We start from the raw sequence: 19,181 nt of genomic DNA on the forward strand, positions 1-19,181 counted from the left end.
TCAACCGTGTTGCACCAACAGCGATGGGTTGCAATGCTTATGATGTTATTAGTCCCGGCTACTTGTTGTATCCGTAATCATTTTTTGCTTGTTCCAAACTGATCATATCGTCTGCTACATCATCCAGAATTTGCTCAGGTTCTCTGTTATTTGGATTGCCATAGCCTCCGCCACCAGGAAGGCTCAGTTTGAGCCGTTGACCATTTTTGACCAATTGTCGGCCTTTGCTTTTCAAAGTGGTTCCATCAGCAAGTTCCACACGGCCAGCAGCACCCTTTGCACCACCATTGCGCCCACGTGCTGGATTATCTACTCGGTCAAACATGGCATTGAAGTAAAAATCATATCCTTCGCGCGGTTCAATCTCGATGATTTGACCCAAGCCACCGCGTAATGCACCTGCGCCGCCGGATCCTTTTCTGAAATCTTTACGCCATACAGTGATCGCGCCGACATGTTCTGTTGCTTCAACGCTCATGGTTGAAACACCTGATGGGAAAGCCGTTGCAGACAGTCCGTCAACAGTTGGTCGCGCGCCTGTGCCACCTGAATTGAACATAAGAACTTCATGGGTTGGCAAGTCACTTTGCTTGTCGATTGGGCGGGTGGAAATTTGAATGTTCCACAAAGCACTCGAGCCTTCTGCCGGAACCGTATTGGGTAAAGCTTTGTGTAATGCACCTAGAACAACATCGGGCACCAAATGCCCTAACACATGGCGGACACTTACGGGTGCAGGGCGTTTTGCTGCCAAAATACAGCCTTCTGGTGCGGTAATTTCAAACGGTTCTAGGGAGCCGGTATTGTTTGGGACATCAGGCGCAATTGCGCATTTCAACCCATAACAAGCATAGGCGCGTGTATAGACCACTGGAACATTGACGCCAAAATTGCTCATTCCAGATGTTCCATCAAAATCGGCCTTGAGGCGGTCTCCAGCAATATCCAGTTTTACCTTCATATGGACGGGAATATCATATCCATCTACCAGCATGTCATGCTCGAAAGACCCATCAGGTACTGCTGCAATCGCTGCATGTGTTGCCTTGCGGCTTGCTTCGATTATGAAGTCAGAAAGGGCATCTATATCGTCAACGTCGAATTCATCCAACATAGACTGAAGACGGCGTTCGCCTGCTTCATTGCATGCGGCAAGGGAATACATGTCGCCCACGGTTTGGTCTGGTGTGCGAACATTGGCTTTCACCATTTGCACCAAGAGCTCGGAGACGGTTCCCCGTTCTGCAAATTTTGTAATTGGGATCAACAGGCCTTCTTCGTAAACCTCATTAGCATCTGGCCCAAACCCACGCCCACCAACGTCCACCACGTGCGCCGTGCAGGCAAAATAACCGATATGGCTTCCTTTTCGAAAGACAGGGGTTACCATTGTTATATCGTGCAGGTGGCCCGTTCCCATCCAAGGATCATTGGTGATGAAAACATCGCCTTCGAATATGTTTTGCAATCCGATCTCGCGGGCAAAATGCGTAACACTCTCTGCCATCGCATTAACGTGACCTGGCGTACCTGTGACAGCTTGAGCAATCATTCGCCCCTGTCGATCAAATAAGCCTGCTGAAAGATCGCCTGCTTCACGAACTGACGTTGAAAAGGCTGTTCGAATGAGGGTTGTTGCTTGTTCTTCAACAACCGCAATCAAACGGTTCCACATGATTTGTAGATCAATCGAAGTTAGCTTCATGATTGTGCCTCCTTTGATAGAAGCAGTAAGCTGCCATCCCCTTGCCCAATCGCACGGAACGACGAGGTAATGATTGTCGATGTTTCATCTTCAACGATCACTGCTGGGCCTTCAATAATAGCCCCTGCCGTCATTGTTGTTCGATGAATTTCCTTAGCACTCACTGTTTTGCGTAAAGCGGCGTCATAGAAATTTCGAGGTTTGGCGTCTGTAATCTCAGTACCTGTCATATGCTTCTCGACAAGCTTTGCATCGGGTAATTGCGTCGAGATATTGAGGGCCCAATTTGTGATTTCAATACCAGGACCATCAATCGCGCGTCCAAACAGTTCTGTGTATGCAGCTTCAAACTTTGCGTGAAGGCTTTCTATATCATCGCCCGTCAGTGGTCGATCTTCCAAGATGACGGAAATTTCCCAACCTTGCCCCGAATAACGCATAAACGCAGTGATTTTGGTCGTCGTATCTTTATCGGATGCGCCTTGTATCACGAAGGCCATTGCTTCCTCGCGCATGGCTTCAAGTGTTGTATTAACGGCGCTGATATCGAAATCAGAAAGGCGCTGGAAAAGACTGCGATTGGCCTCATAACTAAAGGGCGCTTTCAAAAACCCGATTGCTGACCCAACACCCGCACCTGGTGGAATGAGAAGCGCTGTAATTTTCAATTTTTCGCACAACCGGCTGGCATGAAGAGGAGCGCCGCCACCAAAGGCGATCATGGTGAAGTGCTCAATGTCTCGCCCATTTTCTACCGTGTGAACACGGGCGGCATTTGCCATGTTCTCGTCCACCATTTCTGTGACGCCGAATGCTGCATCTTCACTTTGAAAGTCGCTGCTTGTTGTCAAAGCATTTGATACAGCGCTTAATGCGGCGTCGGGTGACAATGGAATTTTGCCGCCTGCAAAGTTATCAGGGTCAAGGCGCCCAAGAAGTAAGTTTGCGTCGGTCACCGTTGGCTTGTCACCGCCTTGTTGATAGCAAGCAGGCCCAGGTTCTGACCCTGCTGAATGCGGTCCGACTTGAATGCGGCCCATCGTATCAATTGAGGCGATTGATCCACCGCCCGCGCCAATCTCAACCATCTCAACAACGGGTGTTGAGATCATCATTCCTGAGCCTTTTTTGAAGCGATATGAGCGAGCAACTTCGAAGATGTTCGCTGTTTTGGGTGCGCCATTTTCGATAAGGCAGATTTTTGCTGTGGTTCCGCCCATATCGAATGAGAGTACTTTTTCAAAGGCGTGGCTTCTTGCATAATCGGCTGCAAAAATTGCCCCGCCTGCTGGCCCAGATTCTAACAATCTAACAGGTTGCTGAATGGCGGTATCTGTTGAGATTAGACCCCCGCCTGAGTGCAGCATGAAGACAGGCGCTGTAATGCCCACTTGTTTTAATTGGTCTAACAAACGACCCAAATAATCAGCCACTTGAGGCTGCACATAGGCGTTTGCAATTACTGTATTAAAGCGCGGCAATTCGCGCATTTGTGGCGCAATGACGGATGATAGCGAAATTGATAAATCAGGCAGGCGTTCGCGAAGCGCATCAGCCATCTGGCGTTCATGTGCGCCATTGGCGTAAGAATGCATAAAGCCAATTGCGACGGCTTCGAATTCACCGTCAGCAATTTCTCGCACCAAGCTTTCAACTTCGGCCTGATCAAGCGCAAGCAGTACTTCGCCGTTTGGTCCCACACGCTCATTCACTGTGAAGCGATGTTTTCTCGGCACCAATGGCTTGGGCAATTGCAAGTTCAAATCATACTGCTCAAAACGGTTTTCTGAACGCATTTCAATAACGTCCCGAAATCCCTCGGTCGTGATGAAAGCAAGCTTTGCCCCACGCCGTTGAATCAGAGCATTGGTTACCAAAGTGGTGCCGTGAATGACTTGATCAATATCTTCTAACTTTACATCTGCTTGTTCGGCAGAAATTTTGATACCGTTGAGGATTGCACGTTCTGGCTGGCTGTATTCAGTCAGTACTTTGCAGGTCGATAATCCACCTTCGTGTTCCAAGGCAACATCTGTAAAGGTGCCGCCAATATCGACGCCGACGCGAATGGAATTATTTTTCATGATTTTCTCTAAATACTGCTCTTGATCGTCTAATTGGCGTCAAAGGGGCATGGCGAAATGCGCTCGACGATCATCAGTGTAAGTATTTGCGTCTAAATTGAAAGTCTTCATTTTCGCATTAAATGGGAGCTGCGGTGGGGATAGGGTGCTCAAGTTCCTAGTGGTATTTTCTTTTGTTGCTTCAGCTCCTCGTTCCAATTCTCAGATGGCGTTTTTGATGATACACCAGATGATCAAGGTGCTTTTTTATACCCCGTTGGTAAGACCTAAAGGCATCGCCCCTTATCTGAAGGTTGCTTGTGATGAGTTTAGAAATTCGGCCAGTCATTCAAGGTGATGAAAAAGATTGGCGCTCTTTATGGCGCGGTTATCTTGAATATTACGAAACGAGTGTGCCTGAAGAGGTGTATCAAACAACTTTTTCACGGTTGATCGACCCTGATCATAAAACCCAACAAGGATTGCTTGCCGTAAAGGATGGCAAAGCGATTGGGTTGGTTCATTACATCTATCACGCGCATAATTGGCGGCTGGAAGATGTTTGTTATTTGCAAGACCTCTATACCGATCCAACTGTTCGTGGAACGGGTGCTGGGCGTGCGTTGATTGAAGCGGTTTATAAAGCAGCGGATGAAAATGGCACGCCTTCAGTTTATTGGATGACGCAAGATTTCAACCAAACAGCCCGGCATCTATATGACCGCGTGGCGACACTCACACCCTTTATAAAATACCAAAGATAAAGGCCCAGCAATTTAGCTGAGCCTTTGTGCTTCGTTACATTTTCCAAACAACACTTAGCTTACGTTTGGGTTGTTTGACCGTGCCGTTGTCAAAACTTGTTCGGCAATTAGTTCTGAGGTTGCAGCAGATAGTGTCCAACCAAGATGGCCATGGCCTGTATTATAAAACACGCCCTTATGTTTGCCCGGCTCAACCTTTGGCATCATGGTTGGCATCATCGGTCGAAGGCCCGCCCAAGGCACGGCATATTCTGTTGAGACATCTGGGAAGAAACGTTCGCACCACTTGGTGATGGGTTTGATGCGGTCATCGCGAATGTCGTAATTATAGCCGTTAAACTCTGCCGTGCCTGCAATTCTGAGACGGTCATCCCCAAGACGGCTTAAAACCAGCTTTGCTTCATCATCAAGCAAGCTCACCCAAGGGGCAGCGTCTTGGCTTTTCTTGTCATTGAGATTGACGGTGATTGAATAGCCTTTAACCGGATAAATATTGACGCGGTCACCCAGCATAGTGGCGATGGAACGGCTTTGCACGCCTGCACAAACCACCACACCATCAAACGCTTCAGATTGGCTTTCGCCCTCGTCGTTTTTCCAATCAATCGATAAGCCGTGATTTTGTGGTTTCGTGTTGGTTACTTCTGCATTGTAGTGGAAGACTACGCCGCGTTTTTCACAAGCTTTGGAGAGACCACGGGTGTAGAGGTGGATGTCGCCCGTGAAATCGCTTTTCGTATACATTCCCGCGTGAAGATCAGTTTTGATCGTCGGTTCAATATCGCGAATTTCAGACGGCGAAACAGAATGGCGCTCAAGGCCGCCGGCGTTTAAAAGTGCATTGACCTTCTCAGCTGCTTTGAATTCTTTCTTGTCTGTATAGACGTGCAAGATGCCGCGATCTTCGCAGTTAAAGTCAAAACCTTCGCGTTCTGCATGGCTTATTAGATGTTCGCGTGCTGCAATCGCAAGGCGAACGGTTTCGATGGTGTTTTTTTCATACTGCGGAATAGCGGCCATAAATTCGGCCATCCATGAATATTTGTGAAAGCTTGGCTTTGGGTTCACCAACAAAGGGGCACCCGGTTCAAAGATCCATTTCATGCCTTTGAGAATGGTTGACCATTTGGTCCAAACTTCTGCATTGGAAGCAGACAGCTGACCACCATTGGCAAAGCTTGTTTCCATGGCAGCATATCGGTTCTTGTCAAAAACGGTGACATCAAAACCGCGATTTAGAAGAGAGTAAGCCGTGGTGATACCCGTAATTCCGGCGCCAATAACGGCAATTTTTTGCATTTTTTGAGGCATTTTAGGTCCTTCCTCACATAGTTGATCCGTATGGCCAACATGTGCTGACCAGCGAACCCCTCTGTCTCGGGACCTGAGCGTTTCGTATTAAGCTGTATGCTTCACAGCCAAATCGCTTTCGCCTTCGGTGGGGGAGTGAATTTCACTCACCTCTCTCCAGATGCCTGATGCGATATGCGGTCCTTTTGCCTGAGAGTTTCCGGGGCGTTGCTCCTTCGGCGTTGGTGAGCATGTGAATGCTACCAATCTCTCCCACATATCAAAGAATAGGCTGGTGGCTATATGGGTCAAAACGGCCTGCGTTACAATCAATTTTTGATTGGGATAGAAAACGACCTGACATTACGGGTTAATTGCCAGCACTTGATGGGACAGAACGCGCGAGAGCGACACCTGCTATTAAAAAGGCGATGCCGAGTGTGCGTTTCCAATCGAGTTGTTGGACAGCCGCTCCCAACAGGCCAAAATGGTCAATGGTGATGGCAGTAAACATCTGGGCAACCACCACAAAAATAATTGCATTGCCAAGACCAATTTTGGGCGCGACAAAAGTGATCAGCACGACATAAACCGCGAAAAAGCCGCCGCCCAATAGGTGCCACCAACTTGCTTGCTGAAAAGTGGCAAGACTTGGCATGGAGACACCACTTGCGATCGTAACAATCAAAATAGTGATGAAAGCCACCACACAAAGAGTGAGGGATGCCCAATGTACGTTTCCAATTGTTTGGCCATAGGCTGAATTAATTGAGGCTAAGATAGGAACCGCGACCCCTGCCAAGATTGCAAGAAATGAATAAAGGAAGGTTGCGTTGTACATATAGGAATCCTTTGATTTTTAATGGGTTTTGCAAATATTCATTCGTGTAGGAACGGAAAATTACAAAAATAATAATGAGGCTGTTTTGACAGACTATCACGGTTAAAAACATAGCAAATTGGTTGAATTTTTCATGAGCTATTCGATTGTTGCCCAGTGCAAAGAATCTTTATTACTTCTTTTAATATTTAACGTGTTGTTTTAATTGCGTAATTTTTATGGTGCAGTGCACATTCACAAAAAGTCGTATTGTCCGTGAGCTGTTTTGGATTCTACCGTATGGCAATCGTGGGAGAATTGCGTGCATTTACGGCAATGGGAATGCTGTTTATGCGCTCTTGAATTCTCTTTACGGGTCGTTAGTGGGGTTCATGAGGAACGCCACGTATTCGGGAGGATACCCTATGAGTGAAAATCGCTCTACTGTAAGCCGTCGTTCGGTTTTGAAGACAGGTGCAGCTGCTGGTACAGCACTTGCAACACCAATGTTTTTCTCAAACACGGCAAATGCCTATACAAACGAGCCAAAAGGCGACACTGTAACGCTTGGCTTTAACGTACCACAAACTGGTGCATATGCTGATGAAGGTGCGGATGAACTTCGCGCTTACCAACTAGCTGTTGAACACATCAACGCTGGTGGCGGCGGTATGCTCGACACATTCAGCTCAAAAGCGCTGACAGGTGGCGTTAACGGTAAGAAAGTTGCTTTCGTTACTGGTGACACACAAACAAAATCTGATGCGGCACGTGCTTCTGCGAAGCGCATGATCGAAAAAGAAGGCGCTGTGATGATCACAGGCGGTTCTTCTTCAGGTGTTGCGATTGCTGTTCAAGGTCTCTGCCAAGAAGCTGGCGTTATCTTTATGGCTGGTTTGACACACTCAAATGACACAACTGGTAAAGACAAACGTGCAAACGGTTTCCGTCACTTCTTCAATACAGAAATGACAGGTGCTGCTCTTGCTCCAGTGCTTAAAAATGCTTTCGGTTCTGAGCGTAATGCTTACCACCTTACAGCTGACTACACTTGGGGTTGGTCTCAAGAAGGTTCAATCCAGAAGTACACTGAAGGCCTAGGTTGGAATACAACTGCAGCTGTTCGCACACCACTAGGTGCGGGTGACTTCTCACAGTACATCACTCCAGTTCTAAATTCTGGTGCTGACGTTCTCGTGTTGAACCACTACGGCAAAGACATGGTGAACTCACTGACACAAGCTGTTCAGTTTGGTCTTCGTGACAAGCAAGTTAACGGCAAAGATTTCCAAATCGTTGTTCCGTTGTTCTCTCGCTTGATGGCTCAAGGTGCTGGTGACAACATCAAAGGTATCTACGGTTCAACAAACTGGAACTGGTCATTGCAGGACGAAGGCTCACAAGCATTCGTTAAAGCGTTTGGTGCTAAGTATGGCTTCCCGCCATCACAGGCTGCACACACATGCTACTCACAGACTGTTCTTTACGCTGATGCATGTCAGCGCGCTGGTTCATTCAAACCATCAGCAGTTGGTGCTCAACTTGAAGGCTTCAAGTTCGATGGTATGGGTAATGGCGCGACTGAATACCGTGCTGAAGATCACCAGTGCTTTAAAGACGTTCTTGTTGTGCAGGGTAAAGCTAACCCAGCATCTAAATTCGACCTTCTTGAAGTTGTTGAAGTTACTCCACGTGCAAATGTTGAGTACGCTGCAGACCTTCTTGGTGGCGAACTTGGTCCATACAACGACGGTGCATAAGCAACGTTTGGTTGACATTTAACAAATTGGACCGCCGCGTTTCTACGCGGCGGTTCATTTCCGGCACACAGAAAATGTAATTCCGGCATTTAACAACTAAGGTATATGATAAGATGGATGTGATCCTTCTCCAACTCTTAAACGGGTTAGATAAGGGCGGGGCTTATGCGTTGATTGCGCTAGGGCTGACGCTCGTTTTCGGTACACTCGGCGTGGTGAACTTCGCGCATGGTGTATTGTTTATGCTTGGCGCCTTTTGCGCGGTAACTTTCAATAAGCTTTTGTCTTGGGAAAAGGTGGTTCTCGATGAGACGAGCCTCACACCATGGGGCACGCCTGCTGAGATTAGAACCTCCTACGCTGAGCTTTATTTTGGCGATTTTGGTACATTCCTGATCGACTACTCCGTTCCGTTCTCCATTATTGTTGCCATACCCTTCATGCTCCTTGTTGGTGTGATTATGGAACGTGGATTGATCTCCATGTTTTATAAGCGCCCCCATGCTGAGCAGATCCTCGTGACATTTGGTCTTGCGATTTGCTTGCAAGAAATCGTTAAACACTATTATGGCGCTAACCCGATCCCACAAAACGCTCCTGCTATTGTGAATGGCAGTTTGAATGTTGGGGCGATCTTTGGCCTTGAAGGTGTGATCTATCCCTATTGGAGGCTGATCTATTTCGGCTTCGCGGGAACGATTATTTTAGCGGTCTTCTCCTTCCTCCAATTTACAACCTACGGAATGGTGGTTCGTGCCGGCATGAACGATCGTGAAACCGTTGGTATCTTGGGTATTGATATTGACCGTCGTTTCACCGTTGTCTTCGGCATCGCTGCTGTGGTGGCAGGTCTTGCTGGTGTTATGTATACGCCGATCCTTCCGCCTGATTACCGAATGGGTATGGACTTCCTTGTTCTTTCCTTCGTCGTTGTTGTTGTTGGTGGTATGGGTTCTCTTGGCGGCGCGGTTGCGGCTGGCTTCCTACTCGGCATTTTGCAATCTTTCGCCTCGATGAACGAAGTCAAATCAATCCTGCCTGGTATTGACCAGATCATCATTTATCTCATCGCTGTTATTGTGATTTTGACACGACCTCGTGGTCTGTTTGGTCGCAAGGGCGTGATGGAGGACTAGTTATGAAAAAATCAAACGATCTTTCTCTCATCATCATCTTTGCCATTGCGATCCTTGCAATGCCTTGGTGGATGGCCCCTCTCGGCGCTGGTTATCCAGATTTGCTTCAAAAATTTGCAATCTTTGGCGTCTTCGCGATTGGTTTCAATATTCTATTCGGATTGACTGGTTACCTATCCTTTGGTCATGCAGCCTTTCTCGGTATAGGTTCTTATGCAGCCGTATGGTCATTCAAACTGTTCACAATGAACATTGTACCGGCCATTATCCTCGGTGTTATCATCGCGGGTATCTTCGGACTGATCATCGGTTACGTCTCGTTGCGTCGCTCGGGTATTTACTTCTCAATCTTGACACTCGCTTTTGCGCAAATGTCTTTCAATCTCGCCTATTCGGTTTTGACACCGATCACGAATGGTGAGACAGGACTGCAAATTCGGGCACTCTTGAAAGAAGGTGAAACCACAAGCTTGCTTGATGCGGATGTGCGTTACATTGACCAATTGTTCGGTGTGCAAGAATTTGGTGCACCGGTGACCAATCTGTTCGGCATGAAAGTGAGTGGCTGGGAAGGCTTCTACATTTGTGCGGTGATCTTGATCATTATGTTCTACATCTCTGTTCGCATCTTCCGTTCGCCGTTTGGCTTGATGTTGCGTGCGGTTAAATCGAACCAGAACCGTATGAGCTACACTGGCTTGAACACACGCCCATACACACTTGCAGCTTTTGTTATCTCTGCAATGTATGCTGGTCTTGCAGGCACAATGCTTGCCATCACTGACCCGCTGGCTGGTGCCGAGCGGATGCAGTGGACAGCGTCAGGTGAGGTTGTCTTGATGACCATTCTTGGTGGTGTTGGTACATTGGTTGGCCCATTGATCGGTGCTGGTGTGATTAAATATCTTGAACAGATATTCTCATCCGTGAACGTGCCGACATTGGAAGCATTTTGGTCATTCTTACCAGAAACGCTGCAACACATTATGGTGGAAATCTCTAGCCTCTTCTTCGGCGGCGGTTGGGAATTGACACTTGGTTTGATGTTCATGTTGATCGTGATCTTCTTGCCTGGTGGTATTATGGAAGGGTTCCGTCGTATTGGCGCCTTGTTCCGCAAAAAACAAACAAATGACGAGCCGTCTGCCGGCGAAGTCCAACCGGCGGAGTAAGTATTATGTCGACTGATAATATTGTATTGAACGTTGCTGATGTTAGTAAGCGTTTTGGTGGTCTACATGCTTTGAAGGATGTTGATCTACAAATCGAAGAAGGCACAGTTCACGCGATTATCGGCCCGAATGGTGCTGGTAAGTCCACGCTGCTTAATGTGTGTGTGGGTCGGATTAAGCCGGATGTTGGCCACGTGATTTTTGATGGAGAAATTCTCGATAATCACCAGCCACATGAGATCAACCAGCTTGGTGTTGCGCGTGTTTTTCAAACGCCGGAAATTTTCCCAGAACTAAACCTTCTGGAAAATGTGATTATTCCAGCAATGGCAAAACGCGATGGTGCGTTTAACTTCAGTGCGTGGAAGAACCTCGACAAGGAAGTTGAATTGCGCGAACAAGCAGAACACATCCTTGAAGACGTGAACCTGTTTGAAGAACGCAACAATGAAGCAGCAAGTCTATCGCGCGGTAACAAGCGTCGCTTGGAACTTGCGATGGGTTTGATCCAACAACCACGCCTTCTACTTCTTGATGAGCCAACCGCTGGTATGGCGCGTCACGATACAAACCGCACAATTGATCTTTTGCAAAAGCTAAAAGCGCGCGGCATGACGAAGGTAATCATCGAGCATGATATGCACGTTGTTTTCTCACTAGCCGATAAAATTTCGGTACTAGCACAGGGTCAAATTATTGCTGAAGGCACGCCTGAAGAAGTGCGCGGCAATCCTAAAGTGCAAGAAGCATATCTTGGAGGGGCGCACTAATGAACGCAGAACCAACAAAAGAAGAAGTCGCTTCTGCAAGCGATATGCCTTACTTCTCCGTGCGTGATGTGCACTCTTACTACGGTGAGAGCTACATTGTGCAAGGCGTTTCCTTTGACGTTAAAGAGGGCGAAATTCTAGCCCTTCTTGGCCGTAACGGTGCAGGCAAAACATCTACGCTTCGCACAATTTCGCGCCTTGATGACCCAGCGCTTCGTAAAGGTGAAATTTATCTCAACGGACAAGCTGTCCATGAGATGAAGTCTTATCAAGCGTCGCAAGCAGGTATTCAATTGGTGCCAGAAGATCGTCGTATCATTGGCGGTTTGACAGTTGAAGAAAATCTTATTCTATCTCAGGTTGATGGCAACATTGGCTGGGAAATTGAAAAAGTTTATGAGCACTTCCCACGTCTTGCAGAACGTCGTAGCCAAGAAGCAATCACCATGTCAGGTGGTGAACAGCAGATGCTTGCCGTTGCACGTGCTTTGTCGCGGGACTTGAAGCTTCTTCTTCTCGATGAGCCTTACGAAGGTTTGGCGCCTGTGATTGTTCAAGAGATCGAACGCATCCTTCAAGGTGTGCGTGAGCTTGGCATCACAACAATCATCGTTGAGCAAAATGCTGTGGCAGCGCTTAAACTCGCTGACCGTGCGCTTATTCTTGATACGGGTCACATCGTGTTTGAGGGTACGGCGAAAGAGGTTCTCGATAACGAAGAACTTCGTCACGAATATCTCGCGATCTAGTTCGCGTAAAATCACGACTTTAAAAGGGCCTTATGGCCCTTTTTTATTGGGCTTTTGAATCAGTGAAAATTACGCCCTTTTGGCATCACTCTCTTCGTGGCTTCAATACTTTCTTCGCTCGTAGCGGCCAACCCTTCTACCCGCGCGTTGATATAGGCCTCAATATCATTTTTGGTGACAGGTGCGGTAACACTGCGACGGCCTCGTATAGTGCGGCTTGTGATTTTTGTGCCGATGTCATCGACGGGTCGCTTGACCTCATCCGCGCGGTCTAGAATATCAACTTGATAGATGTCCTCAGATAGAAGGGCTAAATGGTCTGTCCAGTCTTCTATGTGATTGGCAATGACGTGGGTCACCCCATCTGCTTTTTGCAGTTTGCCGGATACTTTGATGAAGCGAGCACCCATCACGATGGGCCGATATTTCTTGAAGGTTTTGGGCCAGACAATAATATTGGCAATACCTGTCTCATCTTCAATGGTGGCGAAGATTACGCCTTTGGCCGACCCAGGGCGTTGGCGTACCAGCACTAAGCCTGCCACGCTTACAAATTGATTGTTATGCATCACCTCAAGGTCAGCGGTTGGCCGTGCTCTTGCTTCGTTGAGTTGTTCGCGCACAAAGGAAACTGGATGAGCTTTTAAGGATAGGCTTAAATAGCGGTAGTCGTTGATGACATGTTCACTCAATGGCATTTTCGGCAGGTCAATCTCTGGCTCGTTTTGTAAGGCGGGCATGTCCGCACGATCAAACAGCGGCAGGTGTTGGGTGCCATCTTTGCGCTTAGGGCTGCTATCTAAATGGCGGGCATCCCACAAAGCACGGCGACGGTCCAGCCCGATTGAACGAAACGCATCCGCATCCGCAAGCCGCTCAATAATGGCGCGGCTAAGCCCGCCTCTCAGCCATAAATCACGAAGGCTGCGATAACCATCCCCTCGCGCTGCAACCAGCTGGTCAGCAATCGCCGCGCTCAAACCTTTAATTTGGCGAAAGCCAAGGCGCATGGCGTAACGGGTTTGAATGTCATCTTTCATGGCTTGATTTTTTGTGTGTAGATGATGGCTAATCTGCCAGTCCTTTGACATGGCCTCTAGTTGATTATCAAAGGTTGAATAATTCACATCGACGGGACGAACCTCCACACCATGTTCGCGGGCATCGCGTACAATTTGGGCAGGTGCATAAAAGCCCATGGGTTGTGAGTTTAAAAGAGCGGCCGCGAACACATCGGGATAGAAGCATTTAAACCAGCAAGAGGCATAAACCAGTAGCGCGAAACTGGCCGCGTGGCTTTCTGGAAAGCCATATTCGCCGAAGCCTTCAATCTGTTTGAAACAGCGTTCGGCAAAAGCGGCTTCATATCCTTTTGCCACCATGCCATTGACCATTTTTTGTTGGAAGGAACCAATGGTGCCCACACGACGAAAGGTGGCCATGGCGCGGCGTAGACGATCAGCCTCACCCGGTGAAAAGCCCGCGCCAACAATTGCAATTTTCATGGCCTGCTCTTGAAAAAGCGGTACGCCGAGGGTTTTGGCCAAAACATCTTCTAGCTCTTTTGAGGGATAGATAACTTTCTCCAACCCCTGCCGCCGTCTTAGATAGGGATGCACCATATCGCCCTGTATTGGGCCGGGGCGAACGATGGCGACTTCAATTACCAAGTCATAAAACTCTCGCGGCTTGAGGCGCGGCAGCATGGACATTTGGGCGCGGCTTTCAATTTGAAAAACGCCCAAAGTGTCTGCGCGCGAAATCATATTGTAAACGCGCGGATCTTCGCTGGGCTGGGTCGCCAATGTATAGGCGAGGCCGTAATGCTGATGCAGCAGGCTGAAAGCTTTGCGTAAGCACGAAAGCATCCCAAGCGCCAGCACGTCAATTTTCAAAATGTTGAGGTGATTGAGATCGTCTTTATCCCATTCTACAATGGTACGATCTTGCATGGTGGCGTTTTGAAGGGGGATCACTTCATCAAGTCGATCATCTGTAATGACGAACCCGCCCACGTGCTGGGAAAGGTGGCGAGGAAAACCGATGAGTTCCTCCGTGATTTCGATAACTTTTTTAATCATCGGGTCATTAGGATTATAGCCAATGCGGGCGGCTTCTTCTTTGCTGATGGTGGAAGAGGACTGCCCCCATATAGTGGCACTTAAACTGCCGACGCAATCTTCAGAAAGACCAAAGGCTTTGCCAACTTCCCTAATAGCGGAGCGGGCGCGATAGGTGGTGACGGTGGCGGCAAGCCCTGCGCGGTGCCGACCATATTTTTGGTAGATATATTGGATAACTTCTTCGCGCCGCTCATGTTCAAAATCAACATCGATATCTGGTGGCTCTTTGCGTTCTTCTGAGATGAAGCGTTCAAACAGCACATCGATTTTATCAGGGTTCACCTCTGTAATGCCGATGCAATAACAGGTGACAGAGTTGGCGGCAGACCCACGCCCTTGGCAAAGAATTTTCTGGGAGCGAGCGAAGCGAACAATGTCGTAGACGGTGAGAAAATAGGGGGCGTAGCGAAGGCGATGAATGAGCGAGAGCTCGTGTTTTAATCCACGTTCCACTTTGTCGGGTACGCCATCAGGATAACGCGCCTCTGCTCCTTTATAAGCAAGGCGTTCAAGCTCTTCTTGTGGGGTAGCACTTTTGCCAGAACTTTCCTGCGGGTAGTTATAGCTCAACTCATCAAGGGTGAAGTTGATCGCCTCCATCACCTTTATTGTCTCATGAAAAGCTTCAGGCACTTCACGGGCAAGGAAGGGCATATCGTATGTGGTTTTTAAATGGCGCTCAGCGTTTTGAGAAAGAAGGCAACCAGCTTTTGTGAGCGGTACATGTTCACGAATGGCGGTGATGGTGTCTTGCAATGGTCGCCGTTCTTTCGTGTGATAAAGCGGTAGGTTGCTCGCCATCATTCTGGCTTTGGTTTGGCGGGCAAGCTTTATCAGCTCAAAAAGCCTCCTCTTATCTGATGCCCCATAGGGCATGGATAAAATCAGGCGGATGGGTTCACTAAGACAAGAAAGAGCATTGATTGTCTCAGTCAGTACCTCAATAGAATGACCCTCTGGCACCACTGCAATGATTGAGCCCTCTGCCCACTCAAGACAGTCAGTTAAAATGAGATGGCAATTCTTGCGTGTTTCATCATTTGATTGTGGTGCGCGAAGTCTGCCAGTTGAAAGCAGGCGACAAAGGCGGGCATAGGCGGCGCGGTCTTCTGGCCAGATTAAAAGGTCGGGCGTACCATCGGCAAAAACAAGACGACACCCAACACGGTATTCAATGCCCGCTTCTTTGGCAGCGATATGGCCGCGCACTGATCCGGCCAGCGTGTTTTCGTCGCAGATTGAAAAACCAGCAAGGCCCAACATAGTTGATTGCGCTGCAACTTCTTCGGGGTGGGATGCACCTTTTAAGAAGGTGAAATTGCTAGTGATGCCGAGCTCTGCAAAAGGTAGGTTTGTGGGTAAGTCTGGGGCCATCAAGCAAACAGCCCGTGCACATACCATTTCGGGTTGGTGCGTTCTTCTTCATAAAGACCGTCACGATAGAGCCAGAAGCGGCGCCCTTCTTCATCTTCAATGCGGTAGTAATCACGGGTGAAGCGGGGCTTGATGCCTTTGTCACGCCACCAAGGCGCGCTGATGCGTTCAGGGCCTTCTACGCGGCTCACTGTATAAAGCAGGTGCCGCCAACGAAAGCTGCGTGGTGGGCCTTCTGGGACGGCGGCAATTGTCTCAATTTCTTCTGGCTGGTCAAACAGGCGAATGGGTCGTGTGATGGGCTGATCTTTGTGGGGCGAAGGCCACGCTTGGGTGTTGGGTGCGCCATCAACGGCGCGTTGGCGAATGATAGCTTCTTCCGGTTGGTGGCTGTCACCCGATGAAAGGCGAATGATGTTTTCAACGCCAAGGCGAACCCCAAGCTTGTCAATCAAATGGGCAAGATCGGCATTTAATGTGTTGGTTTCATCTTGGTGAAAGCTTGTTTGTTCTGCTTTGTGTGGCTCGCTTAAAAGGATTGATAATCGGATCACATCAAAACCATCCGCTTCTGTTTGGCGGCGGGCAGAAAAGCGCTCGAGGCTTTCGTCTAATCGGTCGCGAAACAAAGTGACGATGGCATCTGCATTGGTGAGGCTCTTTGCTGTCGAAATTTGTGCTTGTGTCATGCCGCCGTCACTTTGAAACAAGTGAGCCTCCACGACCCGCGCGCCTTCGCCTCTTGTCTCCAACGTCACGACAAGAGTTTCAGCCAGTTTGCGCAGAATGGTGTCTATGTCAGTTGAATGGCTTATAGGTTCATGAAAACGCCGTTCAACCATGAGAGCAGGAACAGGAAGGCGGGGCGAAATGCTTTCTTCTTCATCGCCCAACGCCCGATTGATATTGCGGATGAGGTGAAGCCCGAACCGATTGGCGAGAGGGGCACGGGGGAGGTCGATGATTTGCTCAATTCGTTTTAGACCGACGCGGATCATGGTCTCTTCAATGGCTGGGTCTAAGCGAAGGGCGGCGATGGGCATGGCGTTGAGGGTGGGTTTTTCTTGTCCTGCTTTTATGATTTTTCCATTTGAAAACCGACTAACAGCCCATGCGGTGCCAACGGTGCTTGCAAGCCCGGTTTGCACCATGAAGCCTTGTGCGTTGAGCTTCTCTTTGATGTCCGCCACCATGATGGTTTCAGCGTCTTGGGTAGGATTAGATAGAGACGTGAAAAGATGGGCGCAGCCTGTAATGTCAAAGAGCAAACCATATTTAAAAAGACTGGAGGAAAGGGGGGATTTATCAAAGGTGCTTGCTTCACGATCGAGCGCGACCAGTGGTGTGTAGCGATTGGCCCAATCGGCAATGGTTTCTAAAAGGGCCGCGTTTGCGCGTGGGTCGTCTTCTGCCACATCCAAATTTGGATATTGAGCGCGAGCATCAGCCAGCGTTTGCCCTACCCGTAAAGAGAGTGCTTCCGCGGCATGATTGACGGCGACAATGCGTTGGGCTGACTTAATCGAGGCAATTAAGATGAGGGGCTGATCGTCGTCGCCTTTTTTGCGCCAGTGTTTACCCTTTTCAAGCCGTGCCAGTCGGTCGGTGGCGAGATAAGGAAGCCACAGCGCCAGATACCGTCTTGCTGCTTTCTTGAGAGGTGCCGGTGCGGGCGATGGTTCTCTTATTGGCTGTTTCAAATTTTGCATGATGGGTGTTCCATTGAAGCGTGAAAGTGCCGGTTTGGCCTTGCCTGTTTCTGGTGAGATTTGCGATGAAAGCGGGATGGCCAATGCCGTCTTGAAAACCGCTTAAGGTGCCAGCACTTGCCGTCTCAATTTGCCAGCGGGTGAGCGCAATGGAAGGGGCTGGTGGGTCGCTTCCTGCAAGCAGTATAAAGCAAGGCGTGTGGTTGGTTTCTGCCCGCAAATGAAGACGGCGGGTTGCGGCAAGGCTAAGGCCTTTAGTGCTGCTTTGCAGGTTCAAGACCACGCTTAGAGCGCCCCCCAAACTGAGCGCTTCTTCGGCAGCCCATAACGCGTCTTTTTCCCTTGCCGTTTGTACAATCAGCAATCGATCAGGGGGCAGGCCAAAGCCATGAAGGCCCGGTCCATAAAGAAAACCAGTTTCGATAAGAGCTTTATGGGTCGCAATCCAGATAAGCGGCCCTTGGCGCTGTGCGGACAATTGTGACAACACACCAAGCAAAAACCCAGAACCAGCACCTGCCTCACGGTTTGACGTGCTAATCTCATTCAAGCAAAAAAGCGGCATGGCCTTGTGGGTGAAAGTTTGATCAATCGATTCGATTCCGAAACAAAATTGATCGTGCTTGATAGAATTCTCCATAAGCTGTGCATCTGGCAGGGTTTTATCCGGTGCCAGTTGGTTCTCAAGACTTGCGATTTGTGTTTTTAGGCGACGCAAAAGGTCGCTGCGTATCTGGGTCATCGATTCTCAATGTTCTTATTTTGTTCTTATAGATTCCAAACTGTTTAAAAAGAGTCAAGCGAAAGACTTGGAGAGCTGGAAAGTCGCTGCTAGGTTTGCCGCTGTAACCTCTTATTTCAGGCGTTTCATGACGGTCTTTCACAAACCTTTTGCAATCGGGCTTTTGCCACTTAACCTTAGTGAATGGTTGGATGTGGACGGCCAGTTGGAATTCTATCTGGAAGAAAAAGATCGGCTTTATGACGCGCACCCTGATTTGGTTTTTCAGGCAGAAGAGGGGACGCAGACTTCACAAGACGAAATTTTGCAGTCGATTATCGAATGTCTGATTGCTCAATACCCGTCGCTTTATCAAAAGCAGGGTGATGTTATGAGTATTGGCAAGCGTCAGGTTTCATTAGATGACCAACCACCGCTTTTAACGGCTGCCCGTATTTGCCAAGATGATTTGATTTTAATGCGTCATGGTCCAGAAGGATGGCGCTTGGTGGCGGCGTCTTTGTCATTTCCGTCTTCGTGGTCTTTGGTTGAGAAGTTTGGCAAACCGATGGATCAAATCCACGCGCCCGTGCCAGCCTTTGGGCCGAACACGCGCAATGCCATGATGATTGATCGTATTTTCGATAAGTTGCAGGTGGAACTTCCCGTTTGGCGACAAAACTGGAGCCTGCATGAAGATGATGCGCTTTATCACCCTTCTGCTTCCATGATGCGGCCTGAAAAGTTTGAAAACCGTAATCTAACCCACGACCCCTATGTGCGAGTTGAGCGGCAGACATTGCGCAAGATGCCTCGCTCTGGCGATATCCTTTTTACCGTCCGCATTTACTTAGACCGCGTGAGCGCGCTTCGACAAAAACCGGAGGGCGAGGCAGGTGTCGCGCAGCTCAACGAGCAATTGTCGAATATGACGGCGGATGAACTGGCTTATAAAGGCATTCCGTTTGGGCTATCGGTTTAGCAATGAGAAGGCCTTTGTTGTCCTATGAAAAAAAGCCAAGGTG

The 19,181-nt window shown here is 48.7% G+C and carries 14 protein-coding genes and 1 riboswitch; of the genes, 7 read left to right on the forward strand and 7 right to left on the reverse strand.

What is annotated here, in order from left to right; all coding sequences use genetic code 11:
* Positions 1-58 precede the first annotated feature (58 nt).
* Both ABJO30_04720 and ABJO30_04725 read right to left on the reverse strand, forming a co-directional pair.
* The gene (locus ABJO30_04720) at positions 59-1,705 is read right to left on the reverse strand and encodes a hydantoinase B/oxoprolinase family protein (GenBank protein ID MEP3232109.1); all 1,647 of its coding nucleotides are present in this window, start codon (positions 1,703-1,705) and stop codon (positions 59-61) included.
* Complete coding sequence (locus ABJO30_04725) at positions 1,702-3,789, reverse strand: hydantoinase/oxoprolinase family protein (GenBank protein ID MEP3232110.1); 2,088 nt, start codon at positions 3,787-3,789, stop codon at positions 1,702-1,704. Before ABJO30_04725 ends, ABJO30_04720 begins: the two co-directional genes overlap by 4 nt.
* 302 nt (positions 3,790-4,091) lie before the next feature.
* Between ABJO30_04725 and ABJO30_04730 the strand changes: the two genes are divergently transcribed.
* On the forward strand, positions 4,092-4,532 hold the full coding sequence (locus ABJO30_04730) for a GNAT family N-acetyltransferase (GenBank protein ID MEP3232111.1): 441 nt from the start codon (positions 4,092-4,094) through the stop codon (positions 4,530-4,532).
* A 54-nt stretch (positions 4,533-4,586) separates the two neighbouring features.
* Here the strand turns inward: ABJO30_04730 and ABJO30_04735 are convergent, their stop codons facing one another.
* Both ABJO30_04735 and ABJO30_04740 read right to left on the reverse strand, forming a co-directional pair.
* Entirely contained in the window at positions 4,587-5,831 is a 1,245-nt protein-coding gene (locus tag ABJO30_04735) for a D-amino acid dehydrogenase (GenBank protein MEP3232112.1), read from the reverse strand.
* A 179-nt stretch (positions 5,832-6,010) separates the two neighbouring features.
* Positions 6,011-6,108, reverse strand: a riboswitch (glycine riboswitch).
* Between the two features lie 84 nt (positions 6,109-6,192).
* A complete protein-coding gene (locus ABJO30_04740) occupies positions 6,193-6,663 on the reverse strand; it encodes a DMT family transporter (protein MEP3232113.1) in 471 nt (156 codons plus the stop codon).
* A gap of 404 nt (positions 6,664-7,067) precedes the next feature.
* On the opposite strand from ABJO30_04740, the gene ABJO30_04745 reads away from it, so the two are divergent.
* From ABJO30_04745 to ABJO30_04765, 5 genes are all read left to right on the forward strand, one after another.
* On the forward strand, positions 7,068-8,402 hold the full coding sequence (locus ABJO30_04745) for a substrate-binding protein (GenBank protein ID MEP3232114.1): 1,335 nt from the start codon (positions 7,068-7,070) through the stop codon (positions 8,400-8,402).
* A 113-nt stretch (positions 8,403-8,515) separates the two neighbouring features.
* On the forward strand, positions 8,516-9,538 hold the full coding sequence (locus tag ABJO30_04750; GenBank protein ID MEP3232115.1) for a branched-chain amino acid ABC transporter permease: 1,023 nt from the start codon (positions 8,516-8,518) through the stop codon (positions 9,536-9,538).
* A gap of 2 nt (positions 9,539-9,540) precedes the next feature.
* Positions 9,541-10,710, forward strand: coding sequence for a branched-chain amino acid ABC transporter permease (locus ABJO30_04755; protein MEP3232116.1), 1,170 nt, complete (start codon positions 9,541-9,543; stop codon positions 10,708-10,710).
* A 5-nt stretch (positions 10,711-10,715) separates the two neighbouring features.
* Positions 10,716-11,480, forward strand: coding sequence for an ABC transporter ATP-binding protein (locus ABJO30_04760; GenBank protein MEP3232117.1), 765 nt, complete (start codon positions 10,716-10,718; stop codon positions 11,478-11,480).
* The gene (locus ABJO30_04765) at positions 11,480-12,229 is read left to right on the forward strand and encodes an ABC transporter ATP-binding protein (GenBank protein MEP3232118.1); all 750 of its coding nucleotides are present in this window, start codon (positions 11,480-11,482) and stop codon (positions 12,227-12,229) included. The genes ABJO30_04760 and ABJO30_04765 overlap by 1 nt, the downstream gene beginning before the upstream one ends.
* 59 nt (positions 12,230-12,288) lie before the next feature.
* Here the strand turns inward: ABJO30_04765 and ABJO30_04770 are convergent, their stop codons facing one another.
* From ABJO30_04770 to ABJO30_04780, 3 genes are read right to left on the reverse strand one after another with little or no spacing between them, the layout of a single operon-like run.
* Positions 12,289-15,726, reverse strand: a complete 3,438-nt coding sequence (locus ABJO30_04770) for an error-prone DNA polymerase (GenBank protein ID MEP3232119.1) — start codon at positions 15,724-15,726, stop codon at positions 12,289-12,291.
* A complete protein-coding gene (locus tag ABJO30_04775) occupies positions 15,726-17,426 on the reverse strand; it encodes a DUF6504 family protein (GenBank protein ID MEP3232120.1) in 1,701 nt (566 codons plus the stop codon). Before ABJO30_04775 ends, ABJO30_04770 begins: the two co-directional genes overlap by 1 nt.
* On the reverse strand, positions 17,311-18,177 hold the full coding sequence (locus tag ABJO30_04780; GenBank protein ID MEP3232121.1) for a hypothetical protein: 867 nt from the start codon (positions 18,175-18,177) through the stop codon (positions 17,311-17,313). The genes ABJO30_04775 and ABJO30_04780 overlap by 116 nt, the downstream gene beginning before the upstream one ends.
* Positions 18,178-18,304: 127 nt before the next feature.
* On the opposite strand from ABJO30_04780, the gene ABJO30_04785 reads away from it, so the two are divergent.
* Positions 18,305-19,138: a DUF3445 domain-containing protein gene (locus tag ABJO30_04785; GenBank protein ID MEP3232122.1), complete on the forward strand. Its 834-nt coding sequence runs from the start codon at positions 18,305-18,307 to the stop codon at positions 19,136-19,138.
* Positions 19,139-19,181 lie beyond the last annotated feature (43 nt).

The sequence above is a fragment of the Hyphomicrobiales bacterium genome (genome assembly GCA_039973685.1).
Lineage (GTDB): Bacteria > Pseudomonadota > Alphaproteobacteria > Rhizobiales > JACESI01 > JACESI01.